This window comes from Peptoclostridium sp., from assembly GCF_009881055.1.
GTDB lineage: Bacteria > Bacillota > Clostridia > Peptostreptococcales > Peptostreptococcaceae > Peptoclostridium_A.
On sequence record NZ_WXFG01000033.1, the window covers coordinates 12,460 to 33,136 of the forward strand.

Here is a 20,677-nt window from a genome sequence, read left to right on the forward strand (position 1 = left end):
CTGTTAACAAAATGCATCTCATACATTAATAATGCTCCTATTCCCAATAAGCAGGACAACCAGAGATTCACCATTTGAACACCTCTCAGCCCAAAAGAGTGAGGCTTTTAAAATTTAAATGAATTCCTTTATGAACTGTTCGATTTTTCCTATATCGAATTCCCTGTCAACCAAAGGCTTTCCATTTGCAAGTTTAGGAATTTTGTCAATATAAGTAGGCTCGTCAACTTGATAGAATATTCCAAGTGCAACCTTTTCACCCATCTCCCACTCAAAAGATTTCTCCAAAGCTGCAAGCTTGTTTGTCCTGTCATGATCCTCAGGAATCATATAAACTCTCTCGTTGAACCATTCATATGTGTTTATTTTGTTGAATGTCACACAAGGCTGCATTATATCCACCATGGCATAGCCCTTGTGCTGTATGGCTTCCTTCATTATGGATACAAGGTGATTCCTGTTTCCAGCATAGGCTCTAGCGACAAAAGTGGCTCCTGACACTATTGAAAGCGCTATGGGATTGAGGGGCTTGTTTATTACGCCCTCTACCTGGACTGAGGTTTTGTGCCCCTTTGATGTTGTCGGCGATGCCTGACCCTTTGTAAGGCCGTATATTTGGTTGTCATGCACAAAATGCGCAATATCTATGTTTCGCCTCATGTTGTGCATCACGTGGTTTCCGCCTTCGCCAAAGGTGTCCCCGTCACCCGTGCTGACTATCACCTTTAGATTCTTGTTTGCAACATGAATGCCAAATGCCGGAGGCAGAGCCCTTCCGTGCAATCCGTTAAAACCGTTGGTTCGTACATAATGCGGCATCTTGGCCGCCTGCCCTATACCTGACGTTATAACGACTTCATGAGGCAAAAGCCCCAGCTCAGCCAGCGCCTGTTTTAGTGCGGCCTGTATTGCGAAGTTTCCGCAGCCAGGGCACCATGCAGTTTCCACAGAGTCGAATATTTTAGCATCTACAACTTTGTCCGTACTCATTACAGCACCTCCTCATTCAGACGCTTTACTATTTCTTCCGCATTCAGCTGTCTGCCGTCATATTTTAAAATGCTGCGATCCATCAAAAATCCCGTTTCCTGCCTTATAAGCCTTCCCAGCTGGCCGGTGGCATTCTGCTCAACATTCACAACTATCTTTGCGTCTTTCGAATATTTTTCAAGCATACTAGTTGGCAGCGGCCATATGTCGCCAAATACCAGAGCTCCAGATTGTCCTCCCTGCCCATTTATAATCTCGACAGCCTCCCGCAAGGCTCCCTCTGTCGATCCCCAGCCAATCAGCAATATTTCTGGAGAATCTGTGCCGTAATAATTGGGCTCCATGACCTTTTTCTTCAGAAGGGCCATTTTCCCGAGTCTCTTGTTGACCATCTTAATCCTGGTATCGGCATCTTCCACTATGTGGCCCAGTTCATCATGCTCGTCACTGTCAACCAGCACAGTCTGATTTTCATATTTGCCCGGTATAATCCTTGGTGATACGCCAGTCTCCGTCAGCCTGTATCTTCTGTAATCGCCATATTCAGCCAGAACTGCAAAATCTGAAATGTGACGTTCTATTCTTACTCTGGACATATCGAATTTATCAACTGTCTGATTTGAATCGGCAAGATGCTGGTCAGTCAAAATTATTACAGGTATTTGGAACTCGTCTGCAAGGTTCAGCGCACGTACAGTCTGATAAAACGCATCCTCCGGATTTCTCACCGCTATTACCATCCGTGGAAACTCCCCATGGCCTGCATTCAAAACGAATGAGAGGTCACCCTGCTCTGTCCTGGTCGGAAACCCTGTAGCGGGCCCAGGCCGCTGAGAATCTACAATGACAATGGGAGTCTCTATCATTCCTGCAAGGCTTAGAGCCTCCACCATCAGCGCAAATCCTCCGCCTGATGTTCCCGTCATGGCTCTGACTCCTGCATACGAGGCTCCAAGCGCCATCTGGATGGCTGCAATCTCATCCTCTGCCTGCTCTACAATCAGATCTGTTTCCATCGTCTTTGCCGCAAGATATGTGAGTATTCCAGTCGACGGAGTCATGGGATATGCCGCATAAAACATGACTCCTCCGGCAAGCGCCCCAAGAGCAATGGCCTGATTGGAGTTTAACAGCATCTGATTCTTTTCAGGCGGCTCTTCAAGGTTGAACCTTTGCTGAAGCATGCCATAGCCTTCCTCGAATGCCTCTAGATTGACCTCTGCATATTCCTCGCCGAAGTTGGCACTTATTATGTCTTTTGCAATTTCAATATCGAGCCCAACCAATTTACAAACCGTGCCAAAAGCAACCGTATTGGCCACCATTGCATTACCGATTTGTTTTGCTATGCGGCGAAGCGGCAGTGGAACGACTGTAGCCTCTTCAGATGCAATGCCTTCATCACAAAGAATAATTCCGCCTTCTGAGAGTCTCTCTTTGTGGGTTTCTATTGCTTCCTCGTTCAATGCAACTAACATATCCAGATTGTCAGAATGTATATATAACGGCAAATTCCCGAACCTAATCTGCGTGAAATTATGCCCACCTCTAACGCGTGATTCATAATCCTTGTTGGAAAATATATAATAACCCATTTTGTGTAGTGTTTTTTCTATACTGCTTGAAAGCGTGTCTATTCCTTGCCCTGCAGAGCCGCCAATTAGAATGTTGAAGTGTCTCATATTGCTTGCCTCCTCTTTAATAAGACCGACTGTTTCATCCGACATCGCACTACTCTTGTCTGATTTTCTATTTTTACTATACCCATACCTTCAACTAATGACTCTTTTAAATGCACTGTATATTGGATAACATTCTACCGCTCAAAAAAATACATCTACTATGGCTGCCATCAAGTGCTATAATCTATATAATGTATATCACTATCTACGGAGGGATGATTATGAGGGAATATGAGGAAAAGCTTCGCAAGTACATTTTAGAAAACTCTATCGACGCAGAGCAATTTGTCTACGAAGACATCTGCCATTCAGCTGAGGATGCTGCAGTTGCTGCGGGCACTACGCTCGAAAACATAGTAAAGAACATATGTCTTGTTGACCCTGAAGGAAATCTTATAGTCGCAATACTAAAGGGCGATGACAAGTTTGACTTGAAAAAAATCACAGAATTTCTCAGCATTAAAAAACTAAAAACAGCAACTCCTGAACAGATACTCGAAAAGACTGGCTACATCTGCGGAGGCGTCCCCTCATTTAGCTACCCTGCCACATTCATCATAGATTCTAGAGTCATGGAAAGCGACTGCGTGTTCACTGGAGGCGGCTCACAGTTTTCGCTCGTAAAGATTTCGCCTAAAGTCCTTCAGGAAGCAAACAGTGGAAAGATAGTTGATATAAGAAAGTAGCTTTGAAAAAATTCAAAAATGCCCAATAGGCGCCATGTGTTTTTTATGCATGGCGCTTTTCCACGTGCCCAATCCGGTAATCACGATTATTTATCCAACACACGGGAAATCCTTTTTTCGATTCTTTACTTCTAGAAATTACCTATTTTGCGTCTCAACTCCTCAGACATCTCAATTTTTATTGCAATACAGCTTATTTTGTTAATATTTTATTAATTAAAGCAGGTTTTTGTGTGCATGTCTTAATAGTTGGTATATAATATACTAGACTAAATATACACCTATTCCACACCTAATGAGCAGCGCTTTGTTGCAGTATTAAGCACACGATTTGACATTAAAGCATCGACATAATATGAAAAAATCAAACTCCACCGTATACAGTATACTAAAAAATAATTTTTTCATGGAGGGATATTATGTCCGATAATGTCAGCTTTAAAAACAGGATAGGAACCAAAATAGTGGCAACATTCCTAGCTACCGTGCTCCTGGCTATAGGATCGATTTCATTCAGTATGTACAAGCAGAGTTATGATCTTTTCGTAAGCAGCCTCGGCAACAAAAGTCTTACGATTGCAAAGACAGGAGCTAATGAAATTGATATTGAAGATTTCAAAAAGCTTAATACTCCAGAGGATGAAAAAACGGAATCCTATAATACAATTAGGGAAAAGCTAAACGCCATCAGAGAAATTAGCGGTGCAAAATTTCTGTTCACAATGAAAAGGGACAGCAGCGGAAACTACGTATACATCGTTGACGGTCTCGACTACTCTTCAGAGGATATTTCGCATCTGGGCGACATCGCCGAAAATATAAACGGCAAATTCGATCTTGCATACTCAGGCTCTCCATACATAGCTGATAAAATCGAGGTTTCGGAGTGGGGCAAGCTCGTATCATCCCTCTACCCTCTTAAGGACAGCTCAGGCTCCATCGTGGGATTAATAGGAGCAGACTATGACGTAGCAGCTGAATATGACGCCCTCATTGAAATGCGCACAAAGATAATACTAATCGCCATGCTTTCAATGGCCATAGCTTCAGCAATAGCCATATTCATTTCGAGAAAAATATCAAAACCCATAGTTAAGACAACGAGCCTCATTAACAAAATAGCAGTACTCGACTTATCGTACGATGAAAGCTACAGCGAGCTTTCGAAAAACAGCGACGAGACAGGAGTTATGGCCAAATCGCTTACACAGATGAGAGACACGCTAAGCAATATGGTGCATATTATAAGAAGCTCTTCAGGCGAAATCGATAACCAGGCGGCAGGGCTCTCTGCTGTAGCTGGGCAGATGGCATCTGCAACAGCAACGATATCCGATGCTATACAGGAAGTGGCGGTCGGAACTGGCGCACAAGCTAATGATCTGACCAACATCACCGAGATACTCAATAGATTCAGCCGACACATTGAGGATATGGGGAATTCAATAGAAGATATCGGCTCCGGTTCAAAGAGTATACAATGCAATGCAAGCAAGGGCAGCATAGATATGCGTGAGCTCTCAAACTCAGTGGATTCCGTCGGGAAATCATTCAATGAATTCACTAGCAAGATATCCGTTCTTGGAGACAGACTCAGTCAGATAAACAAAATAACTGAAATAATCAATGGCATTGCAAGCCAGACCAGCCTCCTGGCTTTAAATGCATCAATAGAATCAGCGCGGGCCGGCGAAGCTGGAAGTGGCTTTGCTGTCGTTGCCGAAGAGATCCGAAAGCTTGCAGAGCAATCCAAGAATTCCGCAGAGAATATAAACTCCCTGATTGCAGGAGTCACTCTTGAGGCGTCGACAATGACAAAAATGACTGATACCATGAGCAACGAACTTGATGACCAGGTAAGGGTCATCAACACAGCCATGGATTCATTCAGCAGGATAATCTCCGGTGTGGATGATGCCGTTCCGCGTATTGAAGCCATTGGCTCCGTCACATCCGCCATACTGTGCGAAAAAAACTCCATAATCGAAAAAATAGAGTGCGCGTCCTCAGTCTCTCAGGAAGTTTCGGCTTCCTCGGAAGAGATTGCCTCATCCTCCGAGGAAATGAACGCATCCACAGAAGAAGTCTCATCATCTGCCAAAGTACTTGCACACATGACGCGAGAACTGGCTGCGCAGATGGGAAAATTCCAACTTTAACACCATAACCAAAGCATGCCTTGCGCCATTCGCAGAGGTATGCTTTTTACTTAATGGATAGCTTATATACAAAAAACGAGAAGCGCCGCATTTGCCTTATTGCAAGTGCGGCGCTTCAATTCAATATTATGGTTTGTTATAAATTGTAGTATAGGTTCTCTGACGGGTACTCAGCGTCTGATGTAACATCAATGTCAAGCTTCCTGTATATCTGCTCGTCGCTCAGGCTAAGTATTGTCGTTGAATGGGCCTTGCAGCCTTTTAGCATAGGCAGCTTTTCTATGGCAGCCTGCGCCATAGGATTGGTTGCAGCACATATGCTAAGCGCTATCAGTATCTCCTCGCAGTCAAGAACCGAGCTTCTATTGCCGAGTTTTTTGGTCTTAAGGTCAATTATCGGCTCTAGTATTACTGGAGAGATAAGGTGAATTTCATCAGCCATGTTGGCCATATGTTTTACTGCGTTGAGCAGCACGGCAGCTGTGGCATTCATAACATCAGATGTTCTTCCGGTTATGATAGTCCCGTCATCCAGCTCGATTGCCATTGCCGGACATGCGTCATTCTTGGCGGAATTTTGCTTTAGCCTTGCCGAATACTCCCTTGCAGGCATAACTACTTTCCTGTCCTGCTCCTTAAGATTGAGCTCCTCCATTATGAGCTTCATCCTCTGAGATGTCTCATAATCAATGTAGCCCTTCTTGTATTCGCAGACAGTCTTGAAGTATCTCCTTATGATCTCCTGCCTTGAAGCCTCTTTAACAACCTCGTCGTCTATTATCCCAAAGCCTACCCTGTTTACGCCCATATCTGTAGGAGACTTGTATACAGACTCCTGGCCTGTTATCTTCTCGATTATCCTCTTTAGGACAGGGAACATCTCTATGTCGCGGTTGTAGTTTACAGTTATTTCGTTGTAGGCATCAAAGTGGAAGGAGTCAATCATGTTGACATCCTTTAGGTCTACAGTCGCAGCCTCATATGCAATGTTAAGCGGGTGCTTTAGCGGCACGTTCCATACAGGGAATGTCTCGAACTTGGAGTACCCCGCTACCTTTCCGCGTCTATATTCGTGATAGAGCTGGCTAAGGCAAGTTGCGAGCTTTCCGCTTCCAGGTCCTGGCGCTGTTACTACTACTATCGGCTTAGTAGTCTCAATGTATGGATTCTGGCCGTAGCCCTCGTCGCTTACTATTGTGTCAACATCAGTTGGATATCCCTTTGTAGCCTTGTGCGTATATACCTTTATACCCCTGCGCTCAAGCTTGTTCATGAAGACAGTAGTGGCTGGCTGTCCTTCGTATCTTGTGATTACAACACTGTTGACATCAAGCTCATATGCGGCAAGATCGTCTATGAGTCTTAGCACGTCCATGTCATATGTAATTCCAAAGTCTCCTCTGATCTTGTTTCTTTCTATGTCTCCGGCATAAACGCAGATAATTATCTCAACCTTCTCCTTGAGCTTGTGAAGAAGCTTGATTTTAGCATTTTCGTCGAAACCTGGCAGAACCCTCTTTGCATGAAGGTCAAACAAGAGCTTTCCTCCAAATTCCAGATATAGCTTGTCATAGTTATGCACTCTTTCCAAAATGTACTTGGACTGCTCTTCAAGATATTTCTTTGGATCAAATCCCATCTTCATTTCGAACCCTCCGCTCACTCTATGTTATTTAATACACATTAATTAAATTTTATCACAACAAGGTATTATTATCACATAATTCGAGTCTAAAGTAAATATTATTTCATGTACATTTTTCATACTATGCGAAGCCTTTTTCATAGTCCTCATCCGGGCCCTAAAACAGGTTTCCAAGTACTTATTCGGCATTTTGGGATGCAAATTACCCGCCAAGCTGTATAATGTATATGTAGCCTTTATCAAGGCAGCTTAAGCAGCTTAATAAGACAGTATTTTAAGTATTTATACAAAGCGAAAGGACAGGATATCATGCCAGGCTTAATTACGCACTATCTATGCGGCCTTGAGGCCATTAAGCAAACAAAATCACAGTATGTCAAAGCGATTGCATCAAAGCGCCATAGCGTATTTAATCTTGGAACGCAGGGACCCGATTTCTTGTTCTACTACAGGGCCTGGCCTTTGGCAGACAGTGAAGATATCCCCTATATAGGAAAAAAGCTGCACAGAAAAAAAATCAAAGCCACATTTTCTCAAATGCTTGAATATGTTAAAAGCCAAAACGCCCCAGAAAGAGACATATTATCTGCATATATGCTTGGCTTCATATGTCACTACATTCTCGATGTACATGCACATCCATACGTTTATTATAAAACGGGGTTTGCCAGGAGTGAGAAGGATGACGCTCTTAAGTATGTCTATTACCATAGGCTATTTGAAACTACTATAGATATCTTAATGTTGAAAAAGATAATGAACCTGACTCCGCACCGACTGAATGTCCCGAAAATCATAAAAGTATCTGAATCCGAATCAAAAGTCATAGCCGGTATGTTCGAGCATGTAATAAGAAATGTACACGGCGACAATATCACAGTCTCGCAGATAGTTACAGCTATTAATGACATGCACTCTATTCAGCGAAGGCTTGATGATCCATCCGGGCTTAAGAGACTTCTGATTTCAAAACTCGAGCATATGAAAGGGAGCCATCCTCTGGTTTCAAGTATCATTTATCCTCAGGAAATAAGCGACAGCCTTGACTACCTCAATCTAAAAAAAGCGAGCTGGTGTCTTCCCTGGGACAATTCAGCTGAATTCACCTCTTCATTCGTCGAAATATTTGACGATGCAATCCGTGAAACTCTTAGTATATATGGAGAATTCACTTTGGGCGCAGAAGCGAGTCGAGGTCACAGGAGATTTCTTGAACTCCTCGGTAATAGATCATTTGCAACGGGAGAGGACTGTGAACTGGATATAGAGTTCGAGTACTTTGATTGCATATTTGAATCAAGTGCATCCAGTTATTCTTTGCGTTGACATATGATGATTATTTTGATAAAATTTTACTGTTAAAATTTTAATACGCAGGGATGGCGGAATTGGCAGACGCACTAGATTCAGGTTCTAGCGGTAGCAATATCGTGAGGGTTCGACTCCCTTTTCCTGCACCAGCAAAATCAAGGCTTTCAGGGGCCTTGATTTTTTTATGCTCATCACAAATGCAAACATTTTGCAAACATAAGAAAAAGCCGGGTTTCCCCGGCTTTTGTGTTCAAAGTGTCAGAGGATATTGTTAGCGCTTGTTCTTGCGCTTTACAAAATCACGCGCTTCCTTCATTGCCCCTTTTCCACCAAACATGTTCATTATCTTCTCATTCTCACGCTGTTTGCTGTCTAACTCCTGGTACTTGAGCTCCTTTTGCAGCTTCTTGAAGCTTTCAAGGCGCTTTTCATCAAGCCTTCCCAGCTCGATTGCCTCTCTAACGGCGCATCCGGGCTCCTCTTCATGGCGGCAGTCCTTGAAGCGGCAATTCTGTGCTAGGTCCTCTATGTCTGAAAACGTCCTGTCAAGGTCGGCTGCAGCCAGCTGAAGTTCCCTCATCCCAGGAGTGTCTATTACCACCCCTCCACTTGGAATCATCAACAGCTGCCTGAATGTGGTGGCATGCCTGCCCTTGTCATCATCCCGCAATCCCTTAGTCACAAGAAGCTCTTCGCCCATCAGCCTGTTTATAAGTGTCGACTTGCCGACGCCAGAGGACCCTATGAAAGCTACAGTCTTGCCCCTTGCAATATATTTTTTTACATCAAGATAGCCATCTTCGGACATGCTGGATGTAGTAATTATATCTACTCCTAGTGCAACGCTCTGCGCTTTAATTAGCATTCCTTGGACGTCGTCGCAAATGTCGGCCTTTGTCAAAACCACAACGGGTGTGGCCATGCTGTCCCAGGCTATTGAAATATAGCGTTCAAGTCGGCGCAGATTGAAATCTTTATTAAGAGACATGCAAATGAACACGGTATCTATATTGGAGGCCACTACCTGATAGTCCTTCGCTGTACCTGCCATCTTTCTCTCAAAGCAGCTTTTTCGCTTGAGTATGTGGTGGATTATAGCATGGCCATGCTCGTCGCTAGTGCGGTCCACAAGTACCCAGTCGCCTACTGCAGGATAGTCGCTAGAATACTCCGCATCGTAGTGCATCTTGCCTGATATCTCGGCGAAGCACTCACCGTCCTCTGTGATGACCTTGTAAATATCCTTGTGCTGCACGGATACTCTTGCTATGTGAAGGTTTACATCATACATTGAAGCTTCCTGAATATATTCCTCCGTTAGCCCTATATCTTTTAAATCTATACTTTTCATCTATATATCGCCCTCCAGATTCTTATAAATCCAAGTTTCAAGGGAGACTGCATAAGTTACTGCACATATATCTCCCTCTTAAGCACACTCTGCAGGTTCAAACATATATTCAACATAAATAATCATTCCTTTGTAATTTGATTTTTATAGTTATATTCTATCATATTGCAAGACAGCCTTAACCAATAAGTTTTCTAAAGTAAGAAGCAGTGACATGCATATGCAACTATTTATTTTCAAATTTGTATTCCTTTTTATTGGCATAGGTGGTAATATTATTACATATCGGTTTATGTTAAATATATCACATTATTATTTTATTTTAGTCCCTGTTTGTCCTTACGACTTTGCATGCATCTGTATATTTCAGGCGTTCCGATAATCAAAGCCGCTTTATTTTGGTTAATTTTCTGACATTTTATATTTGTTTGCAGGGTTGATTAAATTAAATTTATGGGAGGTAATCAAATGTCTCAGGCAGCAAAATCAGAACCTCAACATGAAGTGCAACATCTTACATCAAAACAGGCCTATTCACCAAGCAAAGCACTCCTGGCTTTTTTTCTGTTCATAATTATTGCCATTGCCGTTGCTTTTCTTCCGTCTTTCAATGAAAACCTTGTCCAGGAGGCAGTCGACATTAATGCCGCTGGCGCAAATGCATCCGACTCACCATCTGAATACGGAACGATACTTGACACATTGCAGTATGGGCGTTCAATCCACATTCTTGCAATGCTGTTGGTGGGCTTCGGTTTTCTTATGGCTTTCATACGCAAGCACGGCTACAGCTCAATCACAGCGACATTCCTTGCTGTAAGCGTTGCAATCCCTTCATATATGCTAATCAAAAGCTTCGGCGGCGAAGGCTTTGCTATGCCGACCGTGGACATAAAAACCTTTCTATTCGCTGAATTTGCTGCAGCCAGTCTTTTGATTGCAATGGGAGCTCCTCTTGGACGCCTCAGGATGGACCAATATATGTTGATGGGCCTGCTGTTCATACCGGCATACATATTCAACGAGTGGCTTATTCTTGAAAGTGGCTATTTCAAAGGATTTTTCGACACCGGTGGTTCAGTCGTAATCCATGCGTTCGGTGCATATTTTGGAATCGGCGTAATTGCAAATACAATACATAAATTCAAAAACGACCCCATTTGTGAAAATGATTCCACAAGCAACCAGTTCTGCCTTTTGGGTAGCATGATACTGTGGCTTTTCTGGCCGTCATTCACAAGCGCAATTGTCACTCCTGACAAAGTGGTTCTTACGGCAATCAACACGGTATTTGCGCTTTGCGGCTCAACATTGGCTACATATATATTCTCAACAATCATACGCGGCAAGGTTGTGATTGAAGACATCGCTAACGCTGCGCTGGCCGGCGGTGTGGCCATAGGATCACTCTGCGATATGACAACGCCGGGATACGCTATGCTTATAGGGATTGGAGCTGGCACACTCAGCACAGTCGGATACAGCATACTCTCTTTAAAGCTTGAAAAAATTATAAAAGGCACGGATACCTGCGGAATCAACAATCTTCACGGAATGCCGGGCATTTTGGGTGGCCTGACAGCTATTTTTGTTGCTGGAAGCCCTGGCATTCAAATAATCGGAATACTTACAACAGTTGTGATAGCGTTCATTGCAGGCAGAGCCACAGGTTTTGTGATAGGCTTGTTTGGGAAAAAAGCTATTGCATACAGCGACAAAGATGAATTTGTAACTGAGCATTCTGCTTAGAGCCTGACTTCTCAAATTCGATGAATCTAAATACAAAAATCAAAATGAGCAGCATCACTCCCAACAAAAGAGAGTGATGCTGCTCATTTTATTTATATCTGTCTCTTGCTGTAAATTTTACACCAATAAGTATCAGCATTTGTATTGCCAAGACGATCTCAAATGCCATTATAAAATACGGATAGGCTAGCAAGCTCTTGAAAAATCCACTGTTGATTATATACCACGTGACAAGTCCAATTACCATTGCAATGCCTGCTTGAATTTTTAAAAATCTACTTTTTTTTCGCCTGACAGCAAAGGCCAGAATTCCTGCAGCTAATACTGTAACAGCAATAATCGCTATGCTCTGCAGCCTGAGATTTGCCGGGGAGTATATCCCCTGGGCATACTTATCCTTCATGTAATACACATGATGCATTACACCGGCTTTCTTAGTCGTCAAGCTGTTTAACTGAACTACAGCCGCCACTAGAGCTAACTGTATTAAGGCAGCTATGGCATAGGCTGCTTTTATAACTTTGCTACTTTTCATGCTCTCACATCTTTCAATCTATTTTGCAGGCTCTCCTGTTTCTATTGGATTGCTTGGATTGTTGCTCCACTCTATCCAGCCGTTGCTGTATATTGAAACGTTATCTAGTCCCATTGTGTTCGCATATGCAAGTATTTCAGCAACACGCCAGCCGCTGCCGCAGTGGAACGAAAGGTGCTTGCTTGTATCTATGCCTGCATCCTTCCACATAGCCGCAATTTCATCGGCGTTTCTCATTGTATTGTCAATGTTGCGGTAGTACTGAAGCGAGTTTGAATCGCCTATGCCTGCATAGCCATAAACTGCTCCTGGTATACGGCCCATCTTGTCATGGTAGCTGTATCCAGAAGTCTTTCCTATGTGCTCTTCCCATGTTCTGTTGTCAACAAGCGTGAATTTGTCCGGAGTTGCAAGTCCAGCTTTTGTCTCATCCATAGTGTCTACAAGATCAGGATTAGCAGGTATCACAGCGCCAAAATCGCTCGCCGGAGTCGGCTTGTTGCTTGCAGTTTCAACATCATAGCCGGCAGAAGTCCAGGCTCCAAGTCCGCCATTGAGTACTCTTACATCCTCAACTCCCATGTAACGGAGCACAAGGGCCACGCGGTATGCTGCCATTTGAGCTTCGCTTGTAACTATGACTGTGTCGTTCTTTGTAAAGCCGTAGTCCTTCGCAAACTGAGTCAGCTGCTCGTCGCTTGCAAGCATCCATGCTGGAGGCGGCTCAATAAGGTCAGTGTTGATGTGGAATGCTGTAGGAACGTGTCCCTTGGCATAGGATGTATCCTCCTCGCCCCAGCTTGCTTCAACTATTTTGACTTTCTTGCCTTCCTCGAAGCTTTCAGGCGTCTTTCCATCAACTATATCCTTAACTACGCTTGCCGGAACTATCATCTGATAGTTGTCGTATTTAACCATAGGCAGGCTGTCATCCTTCGCCCACTCCTTGACATCGTAAGCATAAAGGTTCTTGTATCCCTTCTCACTCAGATAATTGGCAACGTCTAGAGCGTCCTTGCCGTTTGCATCGTAAAGTACTATGTTTTTGTCGGAGCTTATCCCTTTAGTCTTTAGAGCCTCATCAAGCACCTTGTCCTTGTCTTCGGCCTCAACCTTCAGCCAGTTTGCCGAAAAATCGACAGCGCCCTCTATGTGGCCGCCCCTGCTTACGCCGTCAAGCTTCCAGCCGTTGAAGGCGTCGTTTATACGAGTATCCACTATAACATACGAATCATCCTTCATTTTTTCCTTAAGATCTTCTGTCGATATAAGCTTTGCCGGACCATTTGTCTCCTGCTGCGGTTCTTCCTTGGCGCATGCTGCGAATGTCAGCATCCCAAGTATGATTGCGGCAAGCAAAAGAATGTGTCTTTTTGCTTTTTTCATTGTTTGCATTCTCCTCTGCTATGTATTTTGAAAACCTTGAAACAGTATACCTAGTATAGGGTATCAAAATCTTTACTTATAGTAAACAAGTTGCGCCAAGTATGATTTTATTCTATGGAATATTTTTATATCATAAAATATTTTTATATTTAAACACTTGCAGATATCAGCTCAGAGTCCTTGAGAGTCCCACGTTTCATCTCTATATAGCATATCTCTGAATTTTTATATCCAATTTCGATTATGTGTAGTACAATTTTTTTAAAGCAACACATACTTATCAACCACTATTGAGCTCTAAGGAGATATTATGGACACCAAAAATATGGGCATAGCCTCTGTTGCAATACTTTTTTTCGCTCACATGATGAACGACATGTACGCAAATTTCCTGCCCCAGCTTACAGCTGTGCTAATACTTGGCGACAAGCTGTCTGTGTCAGCAGGAACTCTTATAATAGCTGTGTTTACGATAAGCTCATCGATTGCGCAACCAATTTTCGGATATCTAATAGATCAAAAGGACCAACGCTGGTTCGTGCACGTTGGAACACTTTGGATGGCTGTGCTGCTGAGTATGACCGGCTACATATCCAGCGCGGCGCTATTAATGCTGATTGCCGCAGCAGCCGGAATGGGTACCGCAGCCTTCCATCCGCAGGCAGCCTCAATGGTAGGCATGTCGAGCAAAAAAAACAAGGGCCTTGTAATGTCTTCCTTCATTGCAATGGGCAATCTTGGCCTTGCCATCAGCCCAGTTCTGCTACTGCCTCTTTTCCGCAACTATGGCGTCGAGTATACCTGGGTAGCTATATTTCCAGGCTTGCTTGCGGCTTTGCTTCTATATTTTTATGCCCCGAGAATCAGTATACCTGCAAAACAGGATTCACCAAAGCTGAGTCAGCTTCTAAAAAGCATCGGAAACTCCTCTAATTCCGAGCTGTTCAAGCTCATTGTCATTGTGGTCCTTCGCTCAGTAGTCCATACAGGACTTATGACTTTGCTTCCAATATATTTTCTTTCCAGAGATTTTTCAGCGCAGTTCACAGGCTCCCTGATATTTGCAGCCCTTACCGCCGGCTCAGTGGGCGGTATTATAGGAGGCTATATATCAGACCGCTTCGGAAGCAAGCCACTTGTTTTCTGCTCCATGCTCCTGGCGTCTGCTTCATTTTATGGCTTTTTCACACTTTCAGGACCGGTTTCCTTTATACTGCTGGGTTTTGGCACGATGGCTCTATTGTCTTCATTTTCAGTAACTGTCATTCTGGCTCAAGAGCTCATCCCAGAGAACACAGCACTGGCCTCGGGCCTTAGCATGGGTTTTGCTGTCGGAATAGGCGGCCTTGGAGTATCTATCATTGGGCGATATGCTGACGCCTTTGGCATTGATGCAGCGATGCAGCTTTTGTTTTTAGTCCCCTTGCTGGCTGCAATGCTTGCAATTTTTCTGAAAAGTTCGACCGAGACCGGACTGCATGAACAGATAGCAGCCCCTACCTCTGATGAACAATAATATATGTAAAACGGCTCTCAATGACATTGAACCGACCCCCAAAAGTTAGACCTAAAAATCTAACAATTGGAGGTCGGTTTTTTATGGCAAAATATAATTATGAATTCAAGAAAAAAATTGTAGATGCATACATGAATGGTGAAGGCGGAAAAAAGTTTTAGCAAATAAATATGGTGTAAAATCTTCTAGCGATGTAATGAAATGGATAAATGCTTTTAAAGCGTTTGGTGCAGAAGGATTGATGCGTTCTAGAAAAAACGAAACATATACTTTTGAATTCAAACTTCATGTGGTAGAGTTATATTTATCAACAGAGGTCTCTTATCAGGATTTGGCTCTATCCGTCGGCGTAAACAATCCACCATTAATTACTAAGTGGGTAAATGATTTTAGGATTGCTGGCCCTGATGCTTTACGACCCAAACGAAAGGGGCGGTGTTCCAAAGTGTCTAAACCAAAGGAAAGCAAATCTACAAATATTGAAACTGTTAGCAATAATTCAGAGTATTTAAAACAACTTGAGGATGAAAATCTCAAGTTAAGAATAGAGAATGCCTATTTAAAAGAACTGAGGAGGCTGCGTTTAGAGGAGGAAACTCTTCTGAAAAAACAGCGAGAATCATCCACAGCCTCCGAGGAGACTTCAAACTAAAAGATATTCTCGCATTCACAGGTTTTCCTAAAGCAACATATATGTACTGGCAAAAACGCTTTGATAGACAAAATCCAAATGAGGATCTTGAGCAAAGAATCCTTGAAATTAGAAAAGAAAACAAAGATTTCGGCTATCGTCGAATTTATGGTGAATTAAGAAAACAAGGACTCGCTGTAAACAAGAAACGTGTTCAACGAATTGTTCAGAAGCTTGGTCTTCAAGTTACTTCGTTTACTAGAAAAAGTCGAAAGTATAGTTCCTATAAAGGCAAGGTAGGTAAGGTTGCTCCTAATAGAATTCACAGGAGGTTTAAAACTCATATCCCACACCAAAAGATTGCAACAGACACCTCTGAATTTAAGTATTATGATATAGATGACAAAGGACGAATGATTATCAAGAAACTTTATCTGGATCCATTTATGGATATGTGCAGTAGAGAAATAATTAGTTATGGTATTTCACAACGACCATCTGCTGAAAGTATAATAAATGCTTTAAATGAAGCCATAAAAATTACAAGCGATTGTAAATACAGGCGTACATTTCATTCAGATCAAGGATGGGCTTATCAGATGAAGGCTTATAGTTATAAGCTGAAAGAAAATAAAATCTTCCAAAGTATGTCCCGGAAAGGAAACTGCCATGATAATTCTGTAATGGAAAACTTCTTTGGAATTATGAAACAAGAGATGTATTATGGTGTGGTTTATTATAGCTATGAGCAGCTGAAAGAGGCAATAGACAAATACATAAAGTATTATAACGAGAAACGAATTAAAGAGAAACTAGGGTGGATGAGCCCTGTGGAATACAGGCTTAACCTCTTGGCGGCATAAAAATGGCGTAGCAGCCATAAAACTGCTACGCTAAAAAGTCTAACTTATTGGGGTCACATCAAATTCCGCAACAGTCGTTTTTTAGAGTGGTTTATTCGATATCTATTATTTTTTCTTCTTTTTTAATCTCGTCAGACTTTGGAAGGACAACGGTCAGAATGCCATTGTCAAATTTTGCCTTTATCTCACCTTCTCTAATGTTTTCAAGATAGAAGGAACGTCTCAAGCTGCCATAGCTTCTTTCCCTTCTTATAAAGTCTTCCGTTTTTTCCTCAACCTCTTCTTTTTTCTCTGCCGAAATAATCAGATAGTTTTCCTTGATATTTATCTTTATCTCTTCCTTTTTAAATCCGGGAAGCTCTGCTTCGAGTATATACTCCTTGTCGGTTTCTCTTATATCAGTTCTCATTCGGGTTTCAGGGAAAAAGTCCTTTGCCGGAAGTTTGAGGAAGTCATCGCCAAGCATCTCGTCAATATACTTTCTAAGGCTGTCCCTTCTCTTGTCTAATGGTGTAAGCCAGTTCATAAAATCAACCTCCTTGAATTAAATGAATGCTTCCTTTCACAGTTAATAGATACCCATTTCAAAGAAATTTAATAAACATATCATATAATAGTAGCGTCTGTGCACTTGACAAACCCCCAAATATTAAATATTATTTATAGGAATAGTATTTTTTTTATACCTAATATTCAAAAGGCTTCGATTAGGACAGTAGTGCATTAGATTTGCTTTTAGAGAGGTGGCCGCATGGTGGAAGGCTGCCAGCAAGAAGTGCATGAATATCACCTATGAGCCCGGAGGCTGAAATCCTTGTGAGAATAAGCCTTTGCGAGAGTGGATGCGTTAAATCCGCATAAAGTGTCAGAACAAGGTGCATTTGATTAAAGTGCATAGCTTGCTCTGTTCATTTGGGTGGTACCGCGAGAATATTCGTCCCAAGTCGTTATGACTTGGGATTTTTTATTTTAAAAATGAAATATAAAAAAGGAAAGGTGATTTTATGAGCAAGTTCGATTCGCTGTGCAATACGGTCAACGAGACCGAAAAGAAGATAACACAGTTTTGGAAAGAAGTTGACATACTAAACGAGAGCATAAAGGCAAGAGAGGGCAAGACTCCTTTCGTATTCTACGAGGGACCTCCTACTGCAAACGGAAACCCTGGAATACACCACGTAATGGCCAGGACTCTTAAAGACTCTGTGTGCAGATACAAGACAATGAGCGGCTACCAGGTTAAGAGAAAGGCTGGCTGGGACACTCACGGACTTCCTGTTGAGATCGAGGTTGAAAAGCAGCTCAACCTTTCAAGCAAGCAGGAGATAGAGGCGTACGGAATAAAAGAGTTCAACGAAAAATGCAGGGAGTCTGTATTCACTTACGAAAAACAGTGGAGAGAGATGACCGAGCGCATGGCCTACCTCATAGACCTTGACAATCCTTATATAACTCTCGACAACAACTATATAGAAAGCGAATGGCACATACTTGACAAGTTCTTCAAGGAAGGGCTTATATACGAAGGTCACAAAATACTTCCATACTGCTCAAGATGCGGAACAGGACTTGCATCGCACGAGGTTGCACAAGGCTACAGGGAAGTCAAGACTGACACAGTAATAGTTGCATTCAAGAGAAAGGACATGGACGAGTACTTCCTTGTGTGGACGACTACTCCTTGGACACTCCCTTCAAACGTGGCGCTTACAGTTAATCCTAACGAGACCTACCTGAAGGTGCTTGCTCAGGGCAACGTGTTCTACGTTGAAAAGAACCTTTCAAAGAAGGTTGTCGGAGAAGATTTTGAAGTGCTGCAGGAGCTTAAGGGAAAAGACCTTGAGTACATGGAGTATGAGCAGCTTATGCCTTTTGTGAAGGCTGACAAGAAGGCTTTCTTCGTTACATGCGGCGACTACGTAACTACTGAAGATGGTACTGGAATAGTCCATACTGCGCCGGCCTTTGGAGAGGACGACTACAACCTTGGAAGAGCCTATGACCTTCCGGTGCTTCAGCCTGTAGACGAGACAGGACAGTTCGTTGAGACTCCATGGAAGGGCATGTTCGTAATGGATGCCAACCTTGACATAATAAAATGGCTAAAGGCCGAGGGCAAGCTTTTCAAGAAGGAGAAGATGGAGCACAACTACCCTCACTGCTGGAGATGCGGAACGCCTCTGCTCTACTACGCAAAGCCAAGCTGGTATATAGAAATGACAAAGCTCAAGGACGACCTTGTGAGAAGCAACAACGAGGTCAACTGGTTCCCTGGCTATGTCGGAGAAAAGCGTTTTGGAAACTGGCTTGAAAACGTGAACGACTGGGCGCTTTCAAGAAGCAGATACTGGGGAACGCCTCTTAACATATGGAGATGCGAGTGCGGCGAGCTTGATACTATAGGCTCAAGGCAGGAGCTTGTAGAAAGAGCCGTGGAGGACATAGACATGTCCATAGAGCTCCACAGGCCGTATGTTGACGATGTGCACATAAAATGCGAAAAGTGCGGTGGCACAATGACAAGAGTTCCAGACGTTATAGACTGCTGGTTCGACTCTGGAGCAATGCCATATGCTCAGCACCACTATCCGTTTGAAAATGCCGAGAACTTCGACTCTGAGCTGTTCCCTGCGGACTTCATATGCGAGGGTATAGACCAGACAAGAGGCTGGTTCTACTCGCTGCTTGCTATATCTGTGTTCATGAAGGGCAGAGCGCCTTACAAGAATGTACTTGTAAACGACCTTATACTAGACAAGGAAGGCAAGAAGATGTCCAAGTCGAGAGGAAACACTGTAAATCCTTTCGAGCTTTTCGACGAGTACGGAGCTGACGCCCTAAGATGGTATCTGATGTACGTGTCTCCGGCTTGGCAGCCTACGAAGTTCGACCTGGACGGACTTAGAGAGGTTCAAAGCAAGTTCTTTGGAACCTTCAAGAACGTGTACAACTTCTTTACGCTGTACGCAAACACAGACGACATAGATGCAAGAGACTTCTTTGTAGAGTACAGCGAAAGACCTGAAATAGACAGATGGATACTTTCAAGATTCAACAGCCTCAAGAAGGAAGTAGAGGCAGAGTGGGAAGTATTCGACCTTACAAAGGTAGTAAGAAAGGTGCAGGATTTCATAAATGAGGACTTCTCGAACTGGTATATAAGAAGGTCGAGAAGAAGATTCTGGGAGACTGAACTGAACGAGGACAAGAAGGCTGTATACAACACAACTTACGAGATATTGGTAGAGCTTGCGCAGCTTATAGCTCCAATAGCTCCATACACATCAGAGGAGGCCTTCAAGAACCTCACGGGAGAGCTTTCGGTTCACACAAGCTACTATCCAAGAGGCAAGGAAGAATTGATAGACGCAAAGCTTGAAGAGAAGATGGAGATAGCAAGAGGACTTGTAACTCTGGGAAGAGCTTCTAGAGAGGCTGTAAGAATAAAGGTTCGTCAGCCTATACAGAAGGTTCTAATAGACGGAAAATACGAGAGCGTCATAGGGGACCTTGTGCCGCTTATAAGCGAAGAGCTTAACGTGAAGGAAGTCGTGTTCGAAAAGGATCTGAGCAGCTTCATGAACTTCAGCCTCAAGCCTAACTTCAAGGTTGTGGGCTCAGTGCTCGGAAACAAGGTCAAGACATTCGGAGGCGTGCTTGCAGGACTTGACGCTTCAGTAGTAGTTCCTAAGCTTGAAGCAGGAGAGAGCGTTGAAGTGGAGCTGGACGGAGAAAGCTTCAGCTTTGCCAAGGAGCACGTGCTGACTACAATATCAGCCAAGGAAGGCTTCAACGTGGCAATGGAAAACAATCTGTTTGTAATACTAGACACAAACCTTACTCAGGAGCTAATAGACGAGGGCTACGCGAGAGAGTTCATATCAAAGGTTCAGCAGATGAGAAAGTCAAACGGCTACGACATGCTGGACAAGATAAAGATATTCTACAAGGCCGGAGAAGAGATAACAAAGGCGGTTGGAGTACACAGCGATTACATCATGAGCGAGACTCTTGCTGAATCAATCGAGGTTGCAGAACTTGAAGGCATGGAGGTTCAGAATCTGAACGGCCACGATGCAAGCTTCAAGCTTGAGAGAATATAGCAATAGCAGCATAACAATATTTTACCAAGTAACATGAATAGAGATCTGTATCTACAGGAGCCGCCGGAAA

The 20,677-nt window shown here is 43.2% G+C and carries 15 protein-coding genes, 1 tRNA gene and 1 other annotated feature; of the genes, 9 read left to right on the forward strand and 7 right to left on the reverse strand.

All coding sequences use genetic code 11. The features are described 5' to 3' along the window. Nucleotides 1-114: 114 nt before the first annotated feature. Nucleotides 115-990 carry a 2-oxoacid:ferredoxin oxidoreductase subunit beta gene (locus GT589_RS09515; protein ID WP_293398450.1) on the reverse strand — a complete coding sequence of 292 codons (876 nt, stop codon included), beginning with the start codon at nt 988-990 and terminating at the stop codon, nt 115-117. Further along, nucleotides 990-2,672, reverse strand: coding sequence for a 2-oxoacid:acceptor oxidoreductase subunit alpha (locus tag GT589_RS09520; RefSeq protein WP_293398451.1), 1,683 nt, complete (start codon nt 2,670-2,672; stop codon nt 990-992). The genes GT589_RS09515 and GT589_RS09520 overlap by 1 nt, the downstream gene beginning before the upstream one ends. Before the next feature lie 221 nt (nt 2,673-2,893). On the opposite strand from GT589_RS09520, the gene GT589_RS09525 reads away from it, so the two are divergent. Together GT589_RS09525 and GT589_RS09530 are read left to right on the forward strand one after the other, a co-directional pair. Further along, nucleotides 2,894-3,358, forward strand: a complete 465-nt coding sequence (locus GT589_RS09525; RefSeq protein ID WP_293398452.1) for an aminoacyl-tRNA deacylase — start codon at nt 2,894-2,896, stop codon at nt 3,356-3,358. 419 nt (nt 3,359-3,777) lie between these two features. After that, complete coding sequence (locus tag GT589_RS09530) at nt 3,778-5,517, forward strand: methyl-accepting chemotaxis protein (RefSeq protein WP_293398453.1); 1,740 nt, start codon at nt 3,778-3,780, stop codon at nt 5,515-5,517. A 136-nt stretch (nt 5,518-5,653) separates the two neighbouring features. On the opposite strand, the gene GT589_RS09535 is transcribed toward GT589_RS09530, so the two are convergent. Next, on the reverse strand, nt 5,654-7,162 hold the full coding sequence (locus tag GT589_RS09535; protein ID WP_293398454.1) for a DUF1846 domain-containing protein: 1,509 nt from the start codon (nt 7,160-7,162) through the stop codon (nt 5,654-5,656). Nucleotides 7,163-7,471: 309 nt separating this feature from the next. On the opposite strand from GT589_RS09535, the gene GT589_RS09540 reads away from it, so the two are divergent. Next, the gene (locus tag GT589_RS09540) at nt 7,472-8,488 is read left to right on the forward strand and encodes a zinc dependent phospholipase C family protein (RefSeq protein ID WP_293398455.1); all 1,017 of its coding nucleotides are present in this window, start codon (nt 7,472-7,474) and stop codon (nt 8,486-8,488) included. A 47-nt stretch (nt 8,489-8,535) separates the two neighbouring features. Continuing rightward, nucleotides 8,536-8,622 (forward strand) — tRNA-Leu (locus GT589_RS09545). Nucleotides 8,623-8,744: 122 nt separating this feature from the next. On the opposite strand, the gene rsgA is transcribed toward GT589_RS09545, so the two are convergent. After that, nucleotides 8,745-9,824, reverse strand: a complete 1,080-nt coding sequence (gene rsgA, locus GT589_RS09550; protein WP_293398456.1) for a ribosome small subunit-dependent GTPase A — start codon at nt 9,822-9,824, stop codon at nt 8,745-8,747. A gap of 468 nt (nt 9,825-10,292) precedes the next feature. On the opposite strand from rsgA, the gene GT589_RS09555 reads away from it, so the two are divergent. Then, on the forward strand, nt 10,293-11,573 hold the full coding sequence (locus GT589_RS09555) for an ammonium transporter (RefSeq protein ID WP_293398457.1): 1,281 nt from the start codon (nt 10,293-10,295) through the stop codon (nt 11,571-11,573). Between the two features lie 88 nt (nt 11,574-11,661). On the opposite strand, the gene GT589_RS09560 is transcribed toward GT589_RS09555, so the two are convergent. Together GT589_RS09560 and GT589_RS09565 are read right to left on the reverse strand one after the other, a co-directional pair. Beyond that, on the reverse strand, nt 11,662-12,108 hold the full coding sequence (locus GT589_RS09560) for a hypothetical protein (protein ID WP_293398458.1): 447 nt from the start codon (nt 12,106-12,108) through the stop codon (nt 11,662-11,664). Between the two features lie 18 nt (nt 12,109-12,126). Next, nucleotides 12,127-13,494: a rhodanese-like domain-containing protein gene (locus GT589_RS09565; RefSeq protein ID WP_293398459.1), complete on the reverse strand. Its 1,368-nt coding sequence runs from the start codon at nt 13,492-13,494 to the stop codon at nt 12,127-12,129. A 310-nt stretch (nt 13,495-13,804) separates the two neighbouring features. On the opposite strand from GT589_RS09565, the gene GT589_RS09570 reads away from it, so the two are divergent. The 3 genes from GT589_RS09570 (at nt 13,805) to GT589_RS10125 (ending at nt 16,504) form a co-directional block, all read left to right on the forward strand. Next, the gene (locus GT589_RS09570) at nt 13,805-15,010 is read left to right on the forward strand and encodes an MFS transporter (RefSeq protein WP_293398460.1); all 1,206 of its coding nucleotides are present in this window, start codon (nt 13,805-13,807) and stop codon (nt 15,008-15,010) included. A gap of 196 nt (nt 15,011-15,206) precedes the next feature. Then, complete coding sequence (locus GT589_RS10120; RefSeq protein ID WP_442952083.1) at nt 15,207-15,662, forward strand: transposase; 456 nt, start codon at nt 15,207-15,209, stop codon at nt 15,660-15,662. Next, the gene (locus GT589_RS10125; RefSeq protein ID WP_442952086.1) at nt 15,629-16,504 is read left to right on the forward strand and encodes an IS3 family transposase; all 876 of its coding nucleotides are present in this window, start codon (nt 15,629-15,631) and stop codon (nt 16,502-16,504) included. Before GT589_RS10120 ends, GT589_RS10125 begins: the two co-directional genes overlap by 34 nt. Nucleotides 16,505-16,595: 91 nt before the next feature. On the opposite strand, the gene GT589_RS09580 is transcribed toward GT589_RS10125, so the two are convergent. Then, a complete protein-coding gene (locus tag GT589_RS09580) occupies nt 16,596-17,030 on the reverse strand; it encodes an Hsp20/alpha crystallin family protein (RefSeq protein ID WP_293398461.1) in 435 nt (144 codons plus the stop codon). A 168-nt stretch (nt 17,031-17,198) separates the two neighbouring features. Further along, nucleotides 17,199-17,449: a binding site (T-box leader), on the forward strand. A 59-nt stretch (nt 17,450-17,508) separates the two neighbouring features. Here GT589_RS09580 and ileS point away from each other — a divergent pair. Continuing rightward, nucleotides 17,509-20,607: an isoleucine--tRNA ligase gene (gene ileS, locus GT589_RS09585; RefSeq protein WP_293398462.1), complete on the forward strand. Its 3,099-nt coding sequence runs from the start codon at nt 17,509-17,511 to the stop codon at nt 20,605-20,607. The last annotated feature ends 70 nt before the right edge of the window (nt 20,608-20,677 follow it).

What these genes read in the sequence shown, in the direction of transcription:
- GT589_RS09515 (WP_293398450.1), bottom strand. Translation starts at nt 990, where the DNA reads ATGAGTACGGACAAAGTTGTAGATGCTAAAATATTCGACTCTGTGGAA.
- GT589_RS09520 (WP_293398451.1), bottom strand. Translation starts at nt 2,672, where the DNA reads ATGAGACACTTCAACATTCTAATTGGCGGCTCTGCAGGGCAAGGAATA.
- GT589_RS09525 (WP_293398452.1), top strand. Translation starts at nt 2,894, where the DNA reads ATGAGGGAATATGAGGAAAAGCTTCGCAAGTACATTTTAGAAAACTCT.
- GT589_RS09530 (WP_293398453.1), top strand. Translation starts at nt 3,778, where the DNA reads ATGTCCGATAATGTCAGCTTTAAAAACAGGATAGGAACCAAAATAGTG.
- GT589_RS09535 (WP_293398454.1), bottom strand. Translation starts at nt 7,162, where the DNA reads ATGAAGATGGGATTTGATCCAAAGAAATATCTTGAAGAGCAGTCCAAG.
- GT589_RS09540 (WP_293398455.1), top strand. Translation starts at nt 7,472, where the DNA reads ATGCCAGGCTTAATTACGCACTATCTATGCGGCCTTGAGGCCATTAAG.
- rsgA (WP_293398456.1), bottom strand. Translation starts at nt 9,824, where the DNA reads ATGAAAAGTATAGATTTAAAAGATATAGGGCTAACGGAGGAATATATT.
- GT589_RS09555 (WP_293398457.1), top strand. Translation starts at nt 10,293, where the DNA reads ATGTCTCAGGCAGCAAAATCAGAACCTCAACATGAAGTGCAACATCTT.
- GT589_RS09560 (WP_293398458.1), bottom strand. Translation starts at nt 12,108, where the DNA reads ATGAAAAGTAGCAAAGTTATAAAAGCAGCCTATGCCATAGCTGCCTTA.
- GT589_RS09565 (WP_293398459.1), bottom strand. Translation starts at nt 13,494, where the DNA reads ATGAAAAAAGCAAAAAGACACATTCTTTTGCTTGCCGCAATCATACTT.
- GT589_RS09570 (WP_293398460.1), top strand. Translation starts at nt 13,805, where the DNA reads ATGGACACCAAAAATATGGGCATAGCCTCTGTTGCAATACTTTTTTTC.
- GT589_RS10120 (WP_442952083.1), top strand. Translation starts at nt 15,207, where the DNA reads ATGAAATGGATAAATGCTTTTAAAGCGTTTGGTGCAGAAGGATTGATG.
- GT589_RS09580 (WP_293398461.1), bottom strand. Translation starts at nt 17,030, where the DNA reads ATGAACTGGCTTACACCATTAGACAAGAGAAGGGACAGCCTTAGAAAG.
- ileS (WP_293398462.1), top strand. Translation starts at nt 17,509, where the DNA reads ATGAGCAAGTTCGATTCGCTGTGCAATACGGTCAACGAGACCGAAAAG.